Annotated in this window: 14 protein-coding genes; 10 read left to right on the top strand and 4 right to left on the bottom strand. The window is 50.9% G+C overall.

Features of this window, described 5'->3' with window-relative positions; all coding sequences use genetic code 11:
- Positions 1-69: 69 nt before the first annotated feature.
- Both ACXX82_RS07035 and recQ read left to right on the top strand, forming a co-directional pair.
- Entirely contained in the window at positions 70-942 is an 873-nt protein-coding gene (locus ACXX82_RS07035) for an undecaprenyl-diphosphate phosphatase (RefSeq protein ID WP_322233102.1), read from the top strand.
- A 277-nt stretch (positions 943-1,219) separates the two neighbouring features.
- The gene (recQ, locus tag ACXX82_RS07030; RefSeq protein WP_322233100.1) at positions 1,220-3,040 is read left to right on the top strand and encodes a DNA helicase RecQ; all 1,821 of its coding nucleotides are present in this window, start codon (positions 1,220-1,222) and stop codon (positions 3,038-3,040) included.
- Between the two features lie 403 nt (positions 3,041-3,443).
- Here the strand turns inward: recQ and ACXX82_RS07025 are convergent, their stop codons facing one another.
- Positions 3,444-4,625: an FAD-dependent oxidoreductase gene (locus ACXX82_RS07025; RefSeq protein WP_322233098.1), complete on the bottom strand. Its 1,182-nt coding sequence runs from the start codon at positions 4,623-4,625 to the stop codon at positions 3,444-3,446.
- A 440-nt stretch (positions 4,626-5,065) separates the two neighbouring features.
- Here ACXX82_RS07025 and ACXX82_RS07020 point away from each other — a divergent pair, with 440 nt between their 5' ends.
- Positions 5,066-7,384 carry an NADP-dependent malic enzyme gene (locus tag ACXX82_RS07020; protein ID WP_322233096.1) on the top strand — a complete coding sequence of 773 codons (2,319 nt, stop codon included), beginning with the start codon at positions 5,066-5,068 and terminating at the stop codon, positions 7,382-7,384.
- 183 nt (positions 7,385-7,567) lie between these two features.
- Here the strand turns inward: ACXX82_RS07020 and ACXX82_RS07015 are convergent, their stop codons facing one another.
- The 3 genes from ACXX82_RS07015 to ACXX82_RS07005 all read right to left on the bottom strand — a co-directional run bounded on the left by ACXX82_RS07015 (position 7,568) and on the right by ACXX82_RS07005 (position 13,200).
- On the bottom strand, positions 7,568-8,515 hold the full coding sequence (locus ACXX82_RS07015; RefSeq protein ID WP_458562670.1) for a 5'-nucleotidase: 948 nt from the start codon (positions 8,513-8,515) through the stop codon (positions 7,568-7,570).
- 175 nt (positions 8,516-8,690) lie between these two features.
- Complete coding sequence (locus tag ACXX82_RS07010; RefSeq protein ID WP_458563965.1) at positions 8,691-9,698, bottom strand: response regulator; 1,008 nt, start codon at positions 9,696-9,698, stop codon at positions 8,691-8,693.
- Complete coding sequence (locus ACXX82_RS07005; RefSeq protein WP_323506885.1) at positions 9,682-13,200, bottom strand: ATP-binding protein; 3,519 nt, start codon at positions 13,198-13,200, stop codon at positions 9,682-9,684. The genes ACXX82_RS07010 and ACXX82_RS07005 overlap by 17 nt, the downstream gene beginning before the upstream one ends.
- 624 nt (positions 13,201-13,824) lie before the next feature.
- Here ACXX82_RS07005 and urtA point away from each other — a divergent pair.
- From urtA to fmdA, 7 genes are all read left to right on the top strand, one after another.
- Positions 13,825-15,093, top strand: coding sequence for an urea ABC transporter substrate-binding protein (gene urtA / locus ACXX82_RS07000; protein ID WP_323506884.1), 1,269 nt, complete (start codon positions 13,825-13,827; stop codon positions 15,091-15,093).
- Positions 15,094-15,274: 181 nt separating this feature from the next.
- Positions 15,275-16,192 (top strand): urea ABC transporter permease subunit UrtB, encoded by a 918-nt coding sequence (gene urtB, locus ACXX82_RS06995; RefSeq protein WP_322233088.1) that lies wholly within the window; start codon positions 15,275-15,277, stop codon positions 16,190-16,192.
- A 31-nt stretch (positions 16,193-16,223) separates the two neighbouring features.
- Positions 16,224-17,438, top strand: coding sequence for an urea ABC transporter permease subunit UrtC (urtC, locus tag ACXX82_RS06990; protein WP_322233086.1), 1,215 nt, complete (start codon positions 16,224-16,226; stop codon positions 17,436-17,438).
- The gene (gene urtD, locus ACXX82_RS06985; protein ID WP_458562669.1) at positions 17,435-18,199 is read left to right on the top strand and encodes an urea ABC transporter ATP-binding protein UrtD; all 765 of its coding nucleotides are present in this window, start codon (positions 17,435-17,437) and stop codon (positions 18,197-18,199) included. The genes urtC and urtD overlap by 4 nt, the downstream gene beginning before the upstream one ends.
- A 21-nt stretch (positions 18,200-18,220) precedes the next feature.
- Complete coding sequence (gene urtE / locus ACXX82_RS06980) at positions 18,221-18,910, top strand: urea ABC transporter ATP-binding subunit UrtE (protein WP_323506883.1); 690 nt, start codon at positions 18,221-18,223, stop codon at positions 18,908-18,910.
- 84 nt (positions 18,911-18,994) lie between these two features.
- Complete coding sequence (locus ACXX82_RS06975) at positions 18,995-20,017, top strand: aliphatic amidase (protein WP_323506882.1); 1,023 nt, start codon at positions 18,995-18,997, stop codon at positions 20,015-20,017.
- A gap of 84 nt (positions 20,018-20,101) precedes the next feature.
- Entirely contained in the window at positions 20,102-21,274 is a 1,173-nt protein-coding gene (gene fmdA, locus ACXX82_RS06970) for a formamidase (protein ID WP_322233078.1), read from the top strand.
- Positions 21,275-21,329 lie beyond the last annotated feature (55 nt).

The raw sequence follows: 21,329 nt of genomic DNA, 5'->3' as shown, positions 1-21,329 counted from the left end.
TTGTGCGTAAATTTTGTCAGAAATATTTTTTATAAACTGGTACGCGTCAATACGCGAATGGAGAGTAGTGTGGCAAATGTATGTTCCGCCGGTTTGGATATCGGCTTCGCTTCGCTGGATTACCTGCAAATTGGTATTCTAGGCATCATTCAGGGGATCTCTGAATTATTGCCAATTTCATCTACCGCGCACATGCGGATTGTCCCTGCTGTATTGGGTTGGCACGATCCCGGTTCAGCCTTTTCTGCGGCAATGCAACTTGCCGCACTGGTGGCAGTGGTGAGTTATTTCTGGCGCGATGTGCGGCAGGTCACAGTTGGTAGTATTACCGCGTTGCGCGAGCGTGACTATCGCAATCCGTCATTGCGGCTGGGAATCGCCATTTTGGTTGCCACCATACCAATTGGTATCGTCGGACTAGCGTTGGCACCGGTGCTGAATGCCTGTAATTCACCGTTGCGAAGTCTGACAGTGATTGGTTATGCCTGTATTGGCCTGGCGGTTTTGCTGGCCTTAGCCGAGTTGACTGCCAAGCATCGCCGCACAGTCGGCGAAATGCGCATGCGGGATGCCGTAATTGTCGGATTAGCACAAGTTGGCGCGCTGATTCCCGGTGTTTCACGCTCGGGTTCTACGTTGACAGCCGCGTTATTTTTGAACTTCAAACGGGAAGAAGCGGCACGCTTTTCGTTCCTGCTTGGTTTGCCGGCAATTGCATTGGCTGGCTTTAAAGAACTGTGGCATTTGTTCCATGCGCATATGCCGATGGATGCGTGGTTGTTGCTGCTATTCGGCTTGGTGGTAGCGAGTATTTCGGCATTCTGCGCAATCTGGGGCTTGATGAAATTTCTCGAAAAATTCTCCACCTGGCCGTTTATTATTTACCGTGCAGCGTTGGGCATATTTTTGCTGGTGGCGGTAGGGAACGGCTTCCTTCATTAAGTAACCCCAAAAACGATCAGTACCAACTCATGTCGTGTTTTCGATATTGATCGTACGGCAATCCCTATTTGTTTTTATGTGCTTTTATTTAGTTTTTAATTGTTCTTCAATACGACCTTGGCTGCGGGCGGAAAGTCCGTTCGCCGGTTTTTTTTGAGGAACAGTTGATCATTGCTCGCTCGCCGTGTCAGGTGCTGGTTTAGTCTTTGATTTTGACTTTAATCATGCACCATGATGCCTAACTTGTTCCTCGTTAAGTTCTACTCAGTCCCTATTAATGCCTGACCAAAATAATTCGCAAGCGCTACATATTCTGCAAACCATTTTCGGCTATCCGTCGTTTCGTGGACAGCAAGGAGAGATTGTCGGTCACGTAGCCGCTGGTGGCGACGCACTGGTATTAATGCCAACCGGCGGCGGCAAGTCGTTGTGCTATCAAATCCCTGCAATGCTGCGTGAAGGCGTCGGCGTGGTGGTGTCGCCTCTGATTGCATTGATGCAAGATCAGGTTGATGCGTTGGCTGAAGTCGGTGTCCGAGCCGCATTTCTGAACTCTACCCAAACCTATGAAGAAGCGTCACAAATCGAGCGCCGCGTGCGTAGCGGTGATCTGGATCTGGTCTATGTAGCGCCCGAACGCTTGCTGACACCACGCTGTCTCGACTTGCTGGAAGCCTCCAAAATTGCGTTGTTTGCGATTGACGAGGCGCATTGCGTCTCTCAATGGGGCCATGATTTTCGACCGGAATATATCAAGCTGTCGATACTGCATGAGCGGTTTCCCAATGTGCCGCGCATCGCCCTCACGGCGACCGCCGATCACCAGACGCGCGAAGAAATCGCCCTGCGTTTGCAATTGCAGGACGGCGCAAAATTTGTCTCATCATTTGACCGTCCAAACATTCGTTACCAGATTGTCGAAAAGGCGAATGGTCGTAAGCAGTTGCTCGACTTTATTCAGGCCGAGCATGTAGGTGATGCCGGTATCGTCTATTGCCTGTCGCGTAAAAAAGTAGAAGAAACAGCTGAATTTTTGAATCAGCAAGGTATATCTGCGCTGCCTTATCACGCCGGTATGGAATATTCGATACGCAGCAAAAACCAAGGGCGGTTTTTGCGTGAAGAGGGCATTGTCATGGTCGCGACGATTGCCTTCGGCATGGGAATTGACAAGCCGGATGTCCGTTTTGTCGCGCATCTCGATTTGCCTAAAAGTATCGAGGGTTACTATCAGGAAACCGGCCGCGCCGGACGTGATGGCGGCCCGGCCAATGCCTGGATGGCATACGGTTTGCAGGACGTGGTGCAACAGCGCCGCATGATCGATGAATCCGAGGCCGGTGAAACGTTTAAGCGCGTTCAGGGTGTCAAGCTGGATGCGATGCTTGGCCTTTGTGAAACGCTGTTTTGCCGTCGCGTACGATTGCTGGATTACTTCGGTGAGGAGTCGACGCGCTGCGGCAATTGCGATACCTGTATGTCACCGCCAGTGTCGTTCGATGCGACCGTGGTTGTGCAGAAATTGCTTTCTACTATTTATCGCGTCGACCAACGCTTTGGTGCAATGCATGTGTTGGATGTCTTACGCGGCATTGATTCCGACAAGATCAAGCAATGGCGGCATGACGAGCTCTCGACATACGGTATCGGAAGTGACCGTAGCGAACAGGAATGGCGGGCGATTTTGCGACAATCGATTGCGCTGGGTTTAGTGAGCGTTGATCACGAGGCTTATAGTGCGTTGAAGTTGACGGATGCGGCTAAGCCGGTGTTACGTGGAGCGCTTCAGGTGCAGTTGCGGGAGTATCAAAAGCCGATCAAACAGAAGCGTGCCAGCAGCAAGCCGAAGGGTTATGTTGAGTCAGATTTGTCGAGCGATGAGCAGATGATTTTTGATAAATTGCGCTGGTGGCGGGTGGAGACGGCGCGGAAACACAACGTTCCGGCGTATGTGATTTTTCATGATGCGACTATGCGTGAGATCGCTAAGGCGCGGCCCGGATCGTTGGATGATTTGCGGGGCGTTAGTGGCGTGGGGGAGAAGAAGTTGGAGACTTATGGGGCGGAGATTGTGGAGTTGATTGCGGCGATTGGGTAGCGTTTAATTTGAGGTTTTTTATTTCTCGGTGCAACTCCGTGATCAACACCATTTCGGCTTTCGATAGATGACGCGGTCTGTGCACCGTGGGTGCTTGCCGGTGGTAGACCGGAGGCTAGTCACTTTCTTTTGCCTCGGCTCGGCGCCCCCACCAAAAGAAGAGTAACCAAAGAAAAGGCGACCGCAGAGCCGCTGCCCGCCGTAGGCGGGTCCCCAAATTTTTCGACTGTCAGTCGGGTTGAAAGACCAACTCGCTACGCTCAAACATGTTTTCCAACAATTCCCGCCTAACACCCGAAAAACTTGGCAGCGCCGATGACGGGGTAGCTCAACTTCAACTGCAACTGCAACCCAGAGTGTCACTTTTGACGTGTTTGGCGTATTAGCGACAACTTGCCTTGAGTTACGCGATCACGGTTCCCAGCGCTGCTAATAATGCTTGTCGCACTTTCATTTCTTGAGGTGCTACGCCGAAGCCGACCATTACACCTTGGGCGTCGATGAATCGGCAGATGGTTCTTTCGCCGTCTTGCTCTGTCTCCCAACGGCCGCCTTCTATAGCGTGGCGTGGTGGTGGGACGAGTGCTAGCGGGTAGCTTGGGGTTTTGACGATTACCGGGGATTCTTTTAGCTCAATTGGTGTGTGCTCGCCTGTGAGCGTTTTGGCGATGGCGCGGGCGGCGCTCATTATGGGGGCGATGTAAGGTAGTGGGCCGGTGCGGCCTTCTTTGTCCAATAGATATTCGGCGCAGTCGCCCAGCGCATAGATATCTGCGTTGCTGGTGCAACCGTGGGTATCGACCAGAATGCCACGTTCGGTTTTTAATTGCGCGGCTTGTGCCAGGCGCAAGTCTGGGCGTAATCCGACCGCAGATAATACTAAATCTGCATTGAGAATTTCACCATTTGCCAACGTTATTTGTAGGGCGCCGTCGGCATGGTCGATACGACTGGCGGTGGTGCTTAAATGCAGTGTGATGCCGCGGGATGTGAGCGCTTTTTGCAGACCTTGGGACAGTGCCGGTGCGGCGAGGGCTGCTAACGGTAATGCGTTCGGATCAATCAACGTCACTGCGTGGCCGTGCGCGGCAAGATCATCGGCGAATTCGCAGCCGATTAGACCAGCGCCAAGTATCGCGACGCGGGCAGATGCGCGTTGATCCGGTAGCAGTTGGGCGCGGAATGTCGCGTAATCGCCGATGTGATTGACCGATAGTACGGTGTCGCTGGCGTCTCCATCAATATTGAGTCGAATGGGTTGCGCGCCCACTGCCAATATCAACTTTTCATATTCAAACAAGCCTGCGCTGGTATCCAGTGTCTTGGCCATGGGGTCGATGTTATTTACCTGAACGCTGGTCATGATGTCGGCTTGCAGTTGCTCGGCCATTTGCGCTGAAGTCTGTGTGATCAACTGCGCCGCTAATTTCTTTTGGGCAAAGGCAATTGACAACATTGGTTTTGAATAAGACCCGCCATCGTCACCGGTGAGGATGAGCAGCGGAGTGGCTTTGTCCAATTTGCGCAATTCGCGGGCCAAAGTGTAAGCGGCAGTGCCTGCGCCAATAATGATGATGGGATTCATGATGAGTTTCTGAAGAGATCGATTGGCCGTGATGATAATGCGGATTGCTTGCAGCGGCTAGAAACTAATTATTGTGGATACTGATCTGGCCGAAGTGTAGATGCGTATCAAAGACGGATGCCTTGAAATAAATTAATAATTTAATAATTTATTTTTATGAAAATTGACTGCCTGATAATGTAAATTCCCCAAAACTGTCAAAAAGTGGCTTGATCAGTAAGCTCCATTCACCAGAAGCGGAAGCGGATTGGCTCCGGGATAGTATTGTTTCTTAAGTGGCAACTGATGGTAGCGCTGCATCGATTTGGGTAAATAGCCCAAGGTATTCTCGCCCAGAAAGTACTTCTGGTACAAGTTGTTCATAACAAATACGCATAAGTGACAGCGCCCAGTCTGCTAAAATTACTTTCTTTACACTAGAACTTTGGGGACGGCAGCGTATGGATTCGATGATCGACAAAAAAGAAGAACTTCGCCAGCAGTTGCGTCAGGCTGCACTCGAATATCACGAGTTTCCAACTCCTGGCAAAATTAGTGTTACTGCGACTAAATCATTAACCACCCAGCGCGATCTGGCGCTGGCGTATTCTCCGGGTGTTGCTGCGGCATGTGAAGAAATCGTCGCCGACCCCGCTAATGCTTTCCGTTACACGGCGCGTGGCAATCTGGTTGCAGTGATCACTAACGGGACTGCCGTGCTGGGCCTTGGCAATATCGGTCCTCTGGCTTCCAAGCCGGTGATGGAGGGCAAGGGCGTTCTGTTCAAAAAATTTGCAGGCATTGATGTCTTCGACATCGAAGTCAACGAAACCGACCCGGACAAACTGTGCGACATCATTGCATCATTAGAACCAACTTTCGGCGGTATTAACCTCGAAGACATCAAAGCGCCAGAATGCTTTGAAATTGAACGTAAATTGCGCGATCGTATGAAGATTCCAGTCTTCCATGACGACCAGCACGGTACCGCGATTATCGTCGGTGCGGCTATTTTGAACGGCCTTAAAGTGGTCGGTAAAGATATAAAAAACTGCAAGCTGGTCGTATCCGGCGCGGGCGCTGCGGCGCTGGCCTGTCTCGACCTGATCGTTGATCTTGGATTCCCGATTGAAAATATCTTTGTCACCGATTTAGCTGGTGTGGTCTACGAAGGCCGTGTTGAGCTGATGGACCCGGACAAACTGCGCTTTGCCCGCAAAACAGAAGCACGCAAGTTGGCAGATTTAATGCCCGGTGCTGATATATTCCTCGGCTTGTCTGCCGGTGGCGTGCTAAAGCAAGACATGGTAAAGGTCATGGGACCGCGTCCAATAGTCTTGGCTTTGGCAAATCCGAATCCTGAAATTTTGCCGGAAGACGTCAAAGAAGTGCGTGATGACGTGATCATGGCAACCGGCCGTTCGGACTATCCGAATCAGGTTAACAACGTCTTGTGCTTCCCCTACATTTTCCGTGGCGCGCTGGATTGTGGTGCCACCACGATCACCCGCGAGATGGAAATCGCGGTGGTCCATGCGATCGCGGAACTAGCGCAGGCTGAGCAGTCCGACGTCGTTGCCGCTACCTATGGCATCGCCAATATGTCGTTCGGTCCGGAATATATTATTCCGAAGCCTTTCGATCCGCGTCTGATGATCAAGATTGCACCCGCGGTAGCAAGAGCTGCTGAAGCGTCCGGAGTGGCTGCACGTCCGATTCAGGATATGGAAGCCTATATTGAGCGTTTGCAGCAGTTCGTCTATCACAGCGGCACTTTCATGCGTCCACTTTTCCAGATCGCCAAGAAAGCACCGGCGGGGGAAAAACGGATTGTCTTCGCAGAAGGCGAAGAAGAGCGCGTTTTGCGTGCAGTCCAAATTGTTGTGGATGAAAATCTGGCAAAACCGATTCTCATTGGTCGCCCGGCAGTATTGCAACAGCGTATTGAACGCTTCGGCTTGCGCCTGAAAGTCGATGTCGATTTTGAGGTCATTAATCCAGAGTTTGACAACCGCTATCGCGATTACTGGCAGACATTCCTGGCAATGACCAAGCGCCAGGGCGTCACTGAGCAATATGCCAAACTTGAAATGCGTCGTCGTCACACGTTGATCGGATCAATGGCGATTCATAAAGGCCATGCAGATGGCATGATTTGCGGCACGTATGGAACGCATGATTTACACTTGACCTACATCAACATGGTGTTGGGCCGTCGTGAAGGCGTCAACGTTTATGCAGCGATGAACGCGTTGATTCTGTCGAATCGCCAATTGGTATTGGTCGATACGCACGTCAACGAAAATCCTACCGCTGAAGAGTTGGCGGAAATTACTATTTTGGCTGCAGAAGAAATGCAACGTTTCGGTATCAAGCCGCATGTTGCATTGCTGTCGCACTCCAACTTCGGCACCAGCAATAGCCTGTCTGCACAGAAAATGCGCAAGACGTTAGCGATCGTCCGCGAGCGTGCGCCAGACTTGGAGATCGACGGTGAAATGCACGGCGATACAGCATTGAACGCCGGCCAGCTCCGAAAAGTGATGCATGATTCACCGCTGACAGCAGATGCCAACCTGGTTGTGATGCCGAATATCGACGCTGCCAATATTGCCTATAATCTGCTCAAAACAACTTCAGGTAATGGCGTTGCAGTCGGTCCGATTCTGTTGGGTTGCGCTAAGCCGGTTCACATTTTGACGCCATCGGCGACAGTACGTCGCATCGTCAATATGACGGCATTGTGCGTGGTGGATGCGATTTCGGTACGTAAGCCTTAATAGCCAGAAAAAACTGGAAGCGACCTCGATATGCGATCCTTTAGGGACCGAATATCGAGGCTTTTTTTTATCGAAAATATAGGTTGCTGGCTTTTGGCAAAGACTAGCGATAGACCGATCTCCGGATTGAGCCAGCCTATTCAACGCACCGAAAAAAAATCCCTGACGCTGTGATGCTGGCGTTTAGATTTCGCCGCCGTCATCTTTCTTTTTTTGCCGCTTGATAGGTACGCGGCCGGTCTGCACATGCCGAGAAGCATGGTCGCAATGACCTGGCTGATCATCAAAAAACATATGCGGCCTGAATGCTGCCAACACGTCCGATTTGGCGACGCCACCCATGAAAAACGTTTCATCAATCGTCACGTTCCAGGCGCGTAACGTGCGTATCACGCGTTCGTGTGCGGGAGAGGAACGGGCTGTTACCAATGCCGTGCGAATCGGACCGGCGCGTCCATCGGGATTTTTAAAATTACTCTGAATAAAAGAGAGCGCCATCAGCAACCGCGCAAACGGGCCTTCTGGCAAAGGCTTCAAAGCGTTTTCACGTTCATGGCGTTCAAAAGCTTCAATGCCTTTGGTTTGAAAAATACGTTCCGATTCATCCGAAAAAATCACGGCATCGCCATCAAAGGCGATGCGGATTTGATCCAGTTCCTTGCTATCCCGCTGACCATTCTGTTGCGTCGGCATTTGATACAACAACGCCGCAGCGGTATCCGAGTTGATCGCCGCCTGCACATCGTCCTCGTGCAATGACAGAAAAAGACTCACATTAAATGCGTGCAGATAAGGTGCCAATGATGCGCCGCCAGACAATACTGCGCGCGTAATATCCAGCTCATAATGTTTGATCGCGTTAAAAATGCGCATGGAGGTTTCAGTCGAATTGCGCGACATGATCACCACTTCCACCAAGCGCTGATCGGGTGTCAACCGGTTCAACTTAAGTAATGCGCGAACCAGCGCAAATGCAGCGCCGGGTTTGAGTATCTGATTTTCGTTCAGCAGTTGATGCTGTTGATAAGCCGCCAATCCCTGCGTACGAAAAATCGCTTCTTCCGCCTCCAGATCAAACAGTGCACGGGAGGAAATACCGACGACGAGTAGTTTGGCGAGCGAGACGGGCATGGTGGACACTGAATAAGGATAGCAATGACCAATTATAGACGGCAATGTGGATTGCTAAATGCTTGTCAAATAACTGATAAAGATGAACCGCTAACACAATGACTAAAACCGCCGCCCCCGAACGTTCATTCAGTGAATTAGCAAGTTAGTAAGTAGTAAGTCTGCAATCTAACGATCAATGGCTGAGACATTGATGATTGATTGCCATACCGACTGCGGCAGAGCGTGTTTCTACCCCTAACTTGATAAAAATGTGTTCAAGATGCTTGTTCACTGTACGTGGACTCATCCCCAGAATTTCCGCTATGTCGCGGTTGGTTTTGCCTTTTGCCAGCCAGTTAAGAACATCCGTCTCGCGCGGCGTCAAACGATATTGCTCTCGCTGCGCTGCGTTGACTCCGCCTATTCCGGTGAGTTCCAGCAGGCTTGGAATACGGGCGTTATCTGCGGGCACGACGCTCTTTTCTTCCAGCAAAAGGGTCAATTCTCCGGTGCGCGCATTTCTCTCCAGGCGGATGTGCAATTCCTCTTCGTCACGCTTCAATACTAACGGCTGAAAAGGCATTGACGGCAACGTGGCTGGTCCGTTTTGTCGTTCCAATACAAGGTTTTCATTGAGCCAGAATTGCATTTGAGACGGCAGTCTGGAAACCCGTGTGTGATCGGCGGCGACTGAAAAGTATTTTTCCAGCCAATGTGACGCCTTGCTCGATTGCCACAGCGGCGCCCCATTGGCGTCAAGCACGATCACCGCATTAGCGGCCGCATCAATTGCGCCCCTTGTTTGGGACATCATGCGCGCCGTTTTAATATGCGCCCCGATGCGAGCGACGATTTCCTGCGGTCGGATCGGCTTGGTGACGTAATCAATGCCACCAACCTCAAACCCTTTGATCACATGTTCGGTCTCCGTCAGGCCAGTCATGAACACTACAGGCACGTGCTCAATATGCTTCAACAGCTTGATGCGCCGGCACGTTTCAAAGCCATCCATGCCCGGCATCACCGCATCCAGCAGGATCAGATCTGGCGTAATGCGTTGCAGACGCTCCAACGCGCTGGCACCATCGGTGGCAACCAGAACGATATGGCCGCTGTCGTCCAATGCATCCGACAACAGTGCCAGATTGTCTGGCATATCGTCGACGATCAACACCACGTGCCGGTCAAACCTTGTCGACATCCTCACGCATCATCTCCTTAATACGGTTGTTAAAGTCATTGAGCCGAAACCGTTTTACCAGCCGACGCATGTCGCTGGTGAATGGCAAATACAACGCATCCTGCTGCGCGATTTCATCTAGTCGTCGCAGAATACCTTTGACGTAACCGATCTCGCCCAGCGCCAGCAAGGTTTCAAGTTTTTCTTGCGATGGCGTCAGAAACATCACCTTGGCTGGTACTTCAGGCTTAACTTTATCCTGAACTTGCGGTGTTGATTCTTGCGTACTTTGTTCTGGTATTTTCGGTTCCTCCGCGATCCAGTCCAGTTTAAGATGTAGGCGGATTTTATAGAGTAGTTCATTGAACGACACCGGCTTTGCCACAAAGTCGGTGTGCAGCATTGCTTCCTGACGTCCCGGTCCGCTGTCAATGGCGCTGGCCGACACCATAATGACTGGCAAGTCGGCATGTCCGCGTGCACGAATCGTCTGACATACCGCCCAGCCATCCATCGTCGGCATCGAAATATCAAGCAAGATCAAATCGGGCAGTTGCCCGACACCCGCCGCCTCGGCACTCGCCGCCACGGCAATGGCCGCCAATCCCGCTGCGCCGCTTTCCGCTTGCGCGATGATAAAACCCAGCGGTGACAGCATCGCATGCAGCACGGCGCGTTGCGAAGCATGATCGTCGATGATGAGTATACGTTTTCTGGCTCCGCGATAACCAGACATTTGATCTTCCAACTTTAAGCGTGGACGCGGCACATTCACCCTCGGCAGATAGATTTTTAATTGAAACGTGCTGCCGCGACCAGGTTCGCTGTTAACAGTGAGTTGACCGCCCATGATGTGCGTCAACATGCTGCTGATCGCGAGACCCAGACCAGTGCCGATATCATCCCGCAGATTGGCCGCATTGCTGCGTTCAAACGGCAGAAAGATGCGCGTCAGATCATCAGCGCCAATTCCGATACCAGTATCGATAATCTCGAAATAAGCCATTTCCCTGACATAACGCACGCGTAAAACGACGCCACCACTATCCGTAAACTTCACCGCATTACCGAGCAGGTTAATCAAAATTTGACGTAGCCTTTTCTGATCGGCATGAACGACTTCTGGCAACCGTTCCGCTTTATCAAACTGAAACTGCAAGCCTTTCTGTGCGGCTTGCGGTGCGATCATGTCGACAATTTGATCCAAAAATTCGCTCAGCGGCACTTCATCGGAAGCTAAGCGCATTTTGCCAGCTTCGATCCGGGCGATATCGAGCAGCCCGTCAATCAAACTTAACAGATGTTCGCCGCTGCTACGAATCACACTCACCGCATCCCGACGCCCCGCTGGCAGCGCAGCGTCCATTTGCAGAATCTGCGCATAGCCGAGAATGCTGTTAAGCGGCGTGCGCAGTTCGTGGCTCATGCCGGTGACGAAGCGGCTCTTCGCCAGATTTGCTGCCTCCGCCGCCTCTTTGGCGCGCTGCAATTCGGCATCAGTGTGCTTATGGGCTTCGATTTCCTGCAATAACAGATTAGTCTGGCGCTCCGACTCCTCATGCGCCACCTTGCGGCTTTCGTTGGTCAGAATCAGCCACCACGTGCCGACGCCAGTCACAACAATTAATACCGAAAACAACTTGATAAAAACGCTAGCCATAGAATCGGGCGTGCCAGTTGATGCCGTCATTGCAACGTTGAGCGGGGCTGTCAGGCTGGATAGTTGCTGGTAATACAGCGTCCACAAAATCAACGCCAGCCCAGCCGATAGCAGACCGAAAACAATCAGATAATGCCCAATCCGGGTATTCAATTTGCTGGTGAAGCGCATCGGTAATACGGCGCGCATCGCATGTAGAATCTGATCCGGCATCCGCGATTCGGTCTTGCAGCGATCATTGCAACGGGCATCCAGCGAACAGCATAACGAGCAAATCGCGCCCTGATAGGCCGGGCAGTGCGCCATGTCAGGGGTTTCGAATTGTTTTTCGCAAATGACGCATTCGCGTTGCTCGGGGGCGTTTTCGGTCAATGCATTGGTTGGTAAGTCGGACAAGATATTAGGTCGTGCAATGTAATAGTGCCCTTTGGTTAACCATGCGATCACCGGCGCAATCAGCATCGCGCTGCACAATGCGATGAACGGCGAAAGCGCTTTAGCCACAGGCCCAAATACGCCTGCCATTGCAATGCCAGCCAATATCGACGCCAACAGCATCGCACCGACGCCGACCGGATTGATGTCATACAAATGCGCGCGTTTGAACTCAATATGCGGCGGACTCAGCCCCAACGGTTTGTTAATCACCAGATCTGCCACGACCGCACCGATCCACGAAATCGCCACCAATGAATACAAACCTAATACATGCTCCAGCGCCTTGAAGACGCCAAGTTCCATCAACAACACCGCGATCAGAACATTGAATACTAACCACACGACACGCCCCGGATGACTGTGCGTCAGGCGGGCGAAAAAATTCGACCACGCCAGCGAACCGGCATACGCATTCGTCACATTGATCTTGATTTGTGACACCACCACAAACGCCGCGACCGCGGCTAATCCCCACGCAGGATCAGAAAATACATAGCGATACGCAATCAGGTACATTTGGGTTGGTTCAATTGCCCGATCCATCGGCACTTCATGTTGAATCGCCAGAAAGGCCAACAGCGCGCCACCCAACATCTTGGCTGCACCGATCAAGATCCAGCCGGGACCAGCAAGTAACAAAGCGATCCACCAGCGTACGCGATTGGCGGGAGTCTTTTCTGGCAGAAACCGCAAAAAGTCGACCTGTTCACCGATTTGCGCAATGAGCGAAAACGCCACGGTGGCGGCTGAACCGAACAACATGACATTGAATCCCGTACCGTCTTCAGCACGACCGGCAAAGGACATCAAATTTGAAATCGCATCCGGTTCTTTATGCAGTACGGCGATATACGGCAACACTAACAGCGTGATCCAGACTGGCTGCGTCCACATTTGCAGACGATTGATCAGCGTAATGCCATAGGTCACCATCGGAATGATAATCAACGAACAGACGATGTAACCCAGCACCACAGGGAGTCCGAAATAGAGCTCGACCGCCTGCGCCATGATCGACGCTTCCAGTGCAAAAAATATAAACGTAAACGAAGCGTAAATCAGTGACGTGATGGTCGAGCCGATATAACCGAATCCTGCGCCACGCGTCAGCAAGTCCATATCGACGCCGTACTTTGCAGCGTAATAACTGATCGGCAAACCAGTCAGAAAAAACAGAATGGTCACGCAAATGATGGCCCAAAACGCATTCGTGAATCCATAATTCAGCGTGATCGACCCGCTGATAGCCTCAAGCGCCAGAAATGACACCGCACCCAAAGCAGTATTTGCCAGCCGAAATTCCGACCATTTGCGAAATGACCGAGGCGTAAATCGCAACGCGTAATCTTCCAGCGTCTCGTTAGCGACCCAAGTATTGTAATCGCGCCGGACTTTAACGATGCGCTGTGATGCAGGAGCTTTCACGTCGTGTGCTTCTCTTCTTATGCGTTAGCGACAGTTTTCAGACTAAAGCCGACCAATCGCTGCCAAGGGATAAATTTGTCAATAACCATAAGCAATTTCCACACCAGACACCGCCAGGATTTATACGTCATTTGACGTAGAGATGAGCGGTTTTGTATGTTTTTTTAAGGGACTTAGTGCGCAGCGCCTTCTTGTCGAACGAGCTGTGCACTGTTTCAGTGCGGGAGTGTAAATTTTTGTAATAAAAATCGCTGACGGGCGACGTACACCCGTTGTAAAACTTGCCCTCACTAATTCCAGTCATCGTGTAGGAAAGCAATGCCGCAGGCGAGCTTTTATAAATCTCACAAATAGACCGCGGGAGTTACGCAAACGCGTCCCAGCAAGGCGTGCCGACGCAGACAGGACGCAAGTACGGCAAGGAAAGCACAACGCAGCTGGTGCGCGTTTACGTAACTCCCGCCTAAGTTAAATGACTTATTGTTGTAATGCAGTATAGAACTTACTCTTCAATCCGTAACGCGCTATTTGGATCAAGCCGAACAGCGAAAAAAGCCCAAAAGCTCAAAAGCTCAAAGCCCAAAAATAACTCTCGCCCCCTAACCGTCTAACAAGGAGCACCGCATGCCGCATAGTCCATCCTCGCGTCGTACATCTTCAACCGTCGCTTCTTCTCAACGTCGCAAGATGTTATTGGGATTGGCTGCCAGTGCCGCGATGGCGCTGCCGTTGACCGTTTTTGCGCAACAATTTCCAACGGCTAAAGTCAACACGACCAAGCTGGCGATTACCGACACTGAAGTTACCGTCGGTCAGTTACATTCGGCCACCGGCACCATGGCGATCAGCGAAACTGGTTCGATTCAGGCCGAACGTCTGGCGATTGATCAGATCAACGCCGCTGGTGGAATTCTGGGACGTAAGATCAAGATCATCCAGGAAGATGGTGCCAGCGACTGGCCGACCTTTGCTGAGAAAGCCAAAAAATTACTGCAAAACGATCACGTTGCCGCGGTATTCGGTTGCTGGACTTCCGCCTCACGCAAAGCCGTATTACCGATCTTTGAAAAAGAAAACGGTCTGTTGTACTACCCGACTTTCTATGAAGGCCTTGAGCAATCGAAGAATGTGTTTTATACCGGGCAGGAAGCCACGCAACAAGTACTTGCTGGCCTGAATTGGGTAGCTAAAGAGAAGAAAGCAAAAACCTTCTTCCTCGTTGGTTCTGACTATATCTGGCCACGCACGTCGAACAAAATTGCGCGTAAACATATCGAAAACGTGCTCAAGGGCTCAGTCGTTGGCGAAGAATATTATCCACTGGGAAATACGCAGTTCGGCTCTTTGATTAACAAAATCAAACTGAAAAAGCCGGATGTCATCTTCGCTGACGTGGTCGGCGGAAGTAACGTGGCGTTTTACAAGCAGTTGAAGGCCGCTGGCGTCACCGCCAAGACTCAAAACCTGCTAACCATTTCAGTCACAGAAGACGAAATGCTCGGCATTGGTGGTGAAAACGTTGAAGGCTTTTACGCTTCGATGAAGTATTTCCAAAGCCTCGACAATCCGGCGAACAAAAAATTCGTCGCCGAATTCAAAGCAAAATACGGTCCGAATGCGGTTATCGGCGATGTCACCCAAGCAGCCTATCTGGGCCCTTGGTTGTGGAAAGCGGCAGTCGAAAAAGCGGGTAGTTTTGATGTCGATAAAGTGGTTGCCGCTTCGCCTGGAATAGAGCTGAAAGCCTCACCTGAAGGCACCGTAAAAATCCATCCGAATCATCATCTGTGGAGCAAAACGCTGATCGGCGAAGCGCAAAAAGATGGTCAGTTCAAAGTGGTCTATACGTCTGATCTGATTGAGCCAAATCCTTTCCCAAAAGGCTATCAATAATCCACGCATAGTTTATTTTTCTTGATATCGATTACCCGGTGCAGGATTGCGCACCGGGCAATCAAGATCTGAAACTTGAATATTCCGTACCCGATTTTGTCATTAGACTTTTTTCACAACCGTAGCAAGCCTCAGCAAGCGGAAACAGGTTACGAAAAATTTTTATTCACGTGGAGTCACCATGGTCTCACTATCCGAATTCGGTGCCGTCTTTGTCATGCAGGGCTTTAACGGCCTATCGGTTTTTTGCGTGCTACTGCTGATGGCACTTGGTCTCGCAATCATTTTCGGGCAGATGGGCGTCATCAATATGGCGCACGGAGAGTTCCTTACCATTGGCGCTTACGTCACTTATTTGCTGTCCCAATTAACCACCCAATACGCACCCAGCCTTCAACCGTACTATTTCTTCGGCGCGATTGTTTTATCGTTTGTTGTGGCCTATGCGGTTGGTTATCTGGCCGAATGGCTGATGATCAGTCGACTCTACAAACGTCCGCTCGATACCTTGCTGGCAACGTGGGGATTAAGTCTGGCGATGCAGCAAACGTTTCGTTCAGTGTTCGGCGCGAAGGAAGTCAGCGCCACGCTGCCGGAATGGCTAATGGGTTCTTTCAAGCTGACCTCGAATATCGATATTCCTATCAACGGTGTGTTCATCATGGGATTAACCCTGTTGCTCACCGGTGGTATCTTTCTGCTGTTATTCCGTTCGCGCTGGGGTTTGCAAGTACGCGCTACGGTCCAGAACCGTGTGATGAGTGGTGCTGTCGGCATCAATACGCGCAAGGTTGATCGCAGCACCTTTGCTCTTGGTTGTGGCGTAGCCGGTATCGCTGGCGCCGCATTCACGACGATTGGTTCAACTGGCCCGACTAGTGGCTCCTTGTATATCGTGGACACCTTTCTGGTAGTGGTTTTTGGCGGCGCGCAAAGTCTCATTGGTACCATCGCTTCGGCTTTCACGATTGCCCAGACCCAATCCACAGCCGAGTTTTTCCTGACCGGTTCGATGGCCAAGGTGTTGACCTTATCGGCCGTGATCCTGATCCTGATGTTGCGTCCACAAGGTCTGTTTTCTGCCCGGCTGCGCAAATAAGCGTGCCCTTCCAATCGTACAAAGGCGCAATATGAATACGGTATACGAAAAATTGTTGGGCGGTCGATCCGGTGCTATCGGACTGCTGATACTCGGTGTACTGTTGTTAGTGGTGTTTCCCCTCTTGTTTGATAGTTTTCGTCTGAATCTGGTCGGCAAATATCTGACTTATGCTTTCGTCGCCGTGGGCTTAGTGCTGTGCTGGGGTTATGGTGGCATCCTGAGTTTGGGGCAGGGCGTATTCTTCGGTTTGGGTGGCTATTGCATGGCGATGTTTCTGAAACTTGAAGCATCTGATCCCATCAGCACAAAAATCCAGTCGACACCCGGCATTCCAGATTTTATGGACTGGAACCAGATCACCCAATTGCCAATGATGTGGAAGCCATTCCATAGCCTCAGTTTTACTATTTTGGCAGTGTTGATCGTGCCAACATTACTGGCGTTGATAATCGGTATCGCCATGTTCAAGCGACGCGTTGGAGACGTCTATTTCTCCATCGTGACGCAGGCAATAGCCGCCATTCTGTCTATTCTGATTATCGGACAGCAAGGCCTGACCGGCGGCGTTAACGGCATCACCGATTTGAAGACGATGCTGGGATGGGATATTCGCACCGACTCGGCAAAGTTAATGTTGTATTTCGTCAATGCTGGACTATTGCTGAGTTGCGTGGTGTTTGGTCGCATTATCCTGACGTCCAAATTGGGCCGTTTGTTAATGGCGATGCGTGACAAAGAAGAGCGGGTGCGTTTCTCCGGCTACGACGTCGCCAGTTTTAAAATATTTGTATATTGTGTCGCGGCACTCTTTTCCGCGATTGGTGGCGCAATGTTCACGCTGCAGGTTGGCTTTATGTCGCCATCGTTTGTCGGTATTGTGCCATCGATCGAAATGGTGATCTATGCAGCAGTGGGCGGTCGTATGTCATTGCTGGGCGCAGTGTATGGCACCTTGCTGGTCAACTTTGGGAAGACCTTCTTTTCTGAAACGTTTCCTGAATTATGGTTGTTCCTGATGGGTGGACTGTTCATCGTTGTTGTGATGTATTTTCCAAATGGTCTTGCTGGTCTATATGACAGTCACGGTAAAAAATGGCTATTAAAACTGATGCCGCGCCGTTCCGTAAAAGAATCGTTACTCCCAACGCCAGTAGTTGTGCCAGTGAAGAAAAACTCTGTCATACCGACATCTGATCGCACGCTAGCCAATTCTGACGGTGGCAATCTGGAGGTGTTGAAATGAGTAACCCGATAGGATTTGAATCCACCGAACATCCGGTCCTCGCCATTGAAGATTTGACCGTCTCATTTGACGGTTTCACCGCAGTCGATAAGTTAAATCTGTACGTGCAGCGCAATGAGGTACGTGTAGTCATCGGACCGAACGGTGCAGGAAAGACTACCGTGCTGGATTTAATTTGTGGCAAAACGCAAGCGACTTCTGGAAGCATTCGGTTCAAGAATCGTGAACTGACAAAAATGCGCGAACACGAGATTGTGCAAGCTGGCGTTGGACGCAAATTTCAGACGCCATCGATCTATGAAAATCTCACCGTATTTGAAAATCTGGAACTCTCGTTTCCTCGCGGTCGAAAAGTCTTTGGCGCATTGGTGTTCAAGCGTAGCGCTGATGTCATTGAGCGCGTTGAGGCGGTTGCCATCGATATTTTTCTCGAAGAGTATTTAAGCATGCAAGCTGACCTTTTATCGCACGGACAGAAGCAATGGCTGGAAATCGGCATGCTGCTGATGCAAGAACCGGAATTGTTGATGCTCGACGAACCAGTCGCCGGGATGAGCGTATCAGAACGTGAAAAGACCGCAGAGTTGTTGGGTCGCATCAGCAAGGGACGTTCTGTGCTTGTCATCGAGCATGACATGGAATTCGTTAAAAGTATCGCCCATAAAGTGACCGTCCTGCATCAGGGAAAAATCCTTGCCGAAGGCAGCATGGAGTCGGTCCAGGCCGATCCCAAAGTGATCGAAGTGTATCTGGGTCACTGATTTCTTACCAAAGGATTGACTATGTTTAATGTTGCGCATCTCGCTTCCGGTTATGGCCAAAGCCAGGTCATTCATGACATCAACTTGCGCGTCGCCAAACAGGAAATAGTGGCAGTCATGGGCCGCAACGGTATGGGCAAGACTACACTCTTCAAAACGCTCATGGGAATTCTGCCGACACGTGGCGGCAGCATCCAGATCGATGGCGTGGAGTTATCCAAAATGGAAAGCCATCAGCGCGTTGCCAGCGGCGTGGCTTACGTTCCGCAAGGGCGCATGATTTTTCCTGGGATGACAGTATTGGAAAACATCCAGACCGGGTTGCCAGCCGCTGCGCAGGGAAGGGTCCCGGAAGAGTTGTATGCGTTGTTTCCAGTGCTTTTCGATATGCGCAGCCGCAAGGGCGGAAATCTGTCTGGCGGTCAGCAACAGCAACTGGCGATTGCCCGCGCGCTGGCAACTAATCCAAGAGTGTTGTTGCTGGATGAGCCAACCGAAGGTATCCAGCCATCGATTATCAAAGATATCGCACGTAGTCTCAAAGAGATTCGAAAAATACGTGAATTGACCATCATTGTTTCAGAGCAAGTGCTGAGTTTCACGATGGAGATTGCTGATCGTTTTCTGGTCATCGACAAAGGAAATCTGGTGTACGAAGACACCAGGGATCGAGTGGATGCAGCCACGATCAGTCGCTACTTATCGGTTTAAGTCCCTAACTAATTTGCTAGTCGCCAGGCAGACTAACGAAGTCATTTATTTTTTTTCATTACCTCCAATCAACGAAAGCGCACGATGAGACACGGCGATATTTCAGGAAGCAAAGATGCGGTTGGCGTCGCAGTGGTGAATTACAAAATGCCGCGGTTACATACAAAAGCAGAAGTGTTGGATAACGTGCGCAATATTGCGGCGATGGTGGTGGGTATGAAGCAGGGATTACCAGGGATGGATCTGGTCATTTTTCCTGAGTATTCCAGTCACGGCATCATGTACGACCCGACCGAAATGATGGAGACCGCTTCCACCATTCCCGGGGAAGAGACCGATATTTTTGCACAGGCTTGCCGCACTGCGAATGTCTGGGGTGTGTTTTCACTGACAGGTGAGCGGCATGAAGAACATCCGAATAAGGTCCCGTACAACACCTTGATTTTGATGAACAATCACGGTGAAATCGTACAAAAATATCGCAAGATCATGCCTTGGACACCGATTGAAGGCTGGTATCCGGGCGAGCAAACGTATGTTTCAGAAGGCCCAAAGGGTTTGCAAATTAGCCTGATTATTTGCGATGACGGTAATTATCCGGAAATCTGGCGTGATTGCGCGATGAAAGGTGCTGAGTTAGTCGTGCGCTGCCAGGGTTACATGTATCCAGCGAAAGAGCAGCAAGTAATGGTATCCAAATGTATGGCGTGGATGAATAACATCTACGTGGCCGTCGCCAACGCGACGGGCTTCGATGGCGTGTATTCGTATTTCGGTCACTCTGCCATTGTCGGGTTTGACGGACGCACATTAGGCGAATGCGGCACCGAAGAAATGGGGATTCAATACGCCGAATTATCAGTCAGCCAGATTCGCGATGCACGGCGGAACTGGCAATCGCAAAACCATTTGTACAAACTTTTACACCGTGGTTATACCGGAAAAATCAATTCCGGCGAAGCGCCCGAAGGCGTTGCCGATTGTCCGTTCGATTTCTATAAAACCTGGGTCAATGATCCGCAGGCCGCACGGCGCCAGGCAGAAGCACTCACGCGTACCACTGCCGGAACTGCAGAGTGTCCGATTGAAGGTATTCCGAATAGCTAGTTTTTTGGGCTTCGGGTAATACGCGCCATTCCTACTTTTTTCTCTATTTAACATTTTCGTCTGTCACCCGATAAGGAGATACGTATGCAACATTTCAAAATTAAACCTGGCGTGCCGCTGGCAGAACAAGCGGAACTTGGGCATAACCGCTGGCATCCGGATATTCCCTTTTTGTCCTCGGTAAAACCCGGTGAATCGATCATGATCGAATCACTCGATTTTCTCGATGCGCAGATTAAAGATAATGATGACGTGTCGGATGTACAGAACGTTGACCTGACGCGCGCGCATCCATTAACAGGCCCCTTTTATGTTGAAGGAGCAGAGCCAGGCGATCTCTTGGTGATTGACTTACTCGACATTAAGCCAATTACGCCGGTAGGTTTTTCAGGTGTGTTTGCAAAAGAGAATGGCGGTGGATTTCTGGCCGATATGTTCCCCAATGCCGACAAAGCGATCTGGGATTTGAAAGGGTTGTATGCGACCTCGCGCCATATTCCCGGCGTTCGGATAGCGGGCCTGACGCATCCTGGCTTGATGGGTTGTTTGCCGTCGCACGATTTGCTGGCCGAATGGAACCGGCGCGAAGCGCCACTTGCTGCCAAAGGGCTGGCAAAGCCGCCTGATCCTAGCACTGCTGTTTTGCGTGGTTTGAGTGGTGCAAAGTTCGATGCAATGGCACGAGAAGCAGCGCGCACCGTGCCGCCGCGCGAGCATGGCGGCAACACCGACATCAAGGATTTATCGGCTGGCACGCGTATTTTCTTCCCCGTGTATGTTAAGGGCGCTGGTTTCTCGATGGGCGATTTACATTTCTCGCAAGGTGATGGCGAGATCGGTTTTTGTGGCGCCATTGAAATGGATGGCGTCAGTCACGTCGGTTTCGATCTTATCAAAGGCGGTATGGCGAAATATAATATTTCGTCACCGATTTTTATGCCGAGTATTGTCAAGCCGCATTACGAGCAATGGCTGACTTTTGAAGGTATCAGTGTGGAGAACGGCGTCAACTATTATCTTGATGCGACGGTCGCTTATCGTCAGGCCTGTCTCAAGGCAATCGACTATCTGACGCACTTTGGTTATACCGGCAGCCAAGCTTATATGTTACTTACGGCGGCACCGGTAGAAGGGCGGATCGGCGGAATCGTCGATATTCCTAACTGCGCGTGCACGGTGTCGCTACCGACCTCCATTTTTGACCAGGACATCACGCCAAAAGGCATGTTGAACGACAAAGCTTATTGGGGAAGATAGTCGCTTTGATTGATTGACACCGAGCGCCGCATCTCCGTTGATGCGGCGCTATTCG

The sequence above is a fragment of the Glaciimonas sp. GNP009 genome, from assembly GCF_054343755.1.
This window is presented reverse-complemented; position numbering and strand designations above follow the sequence as displayed.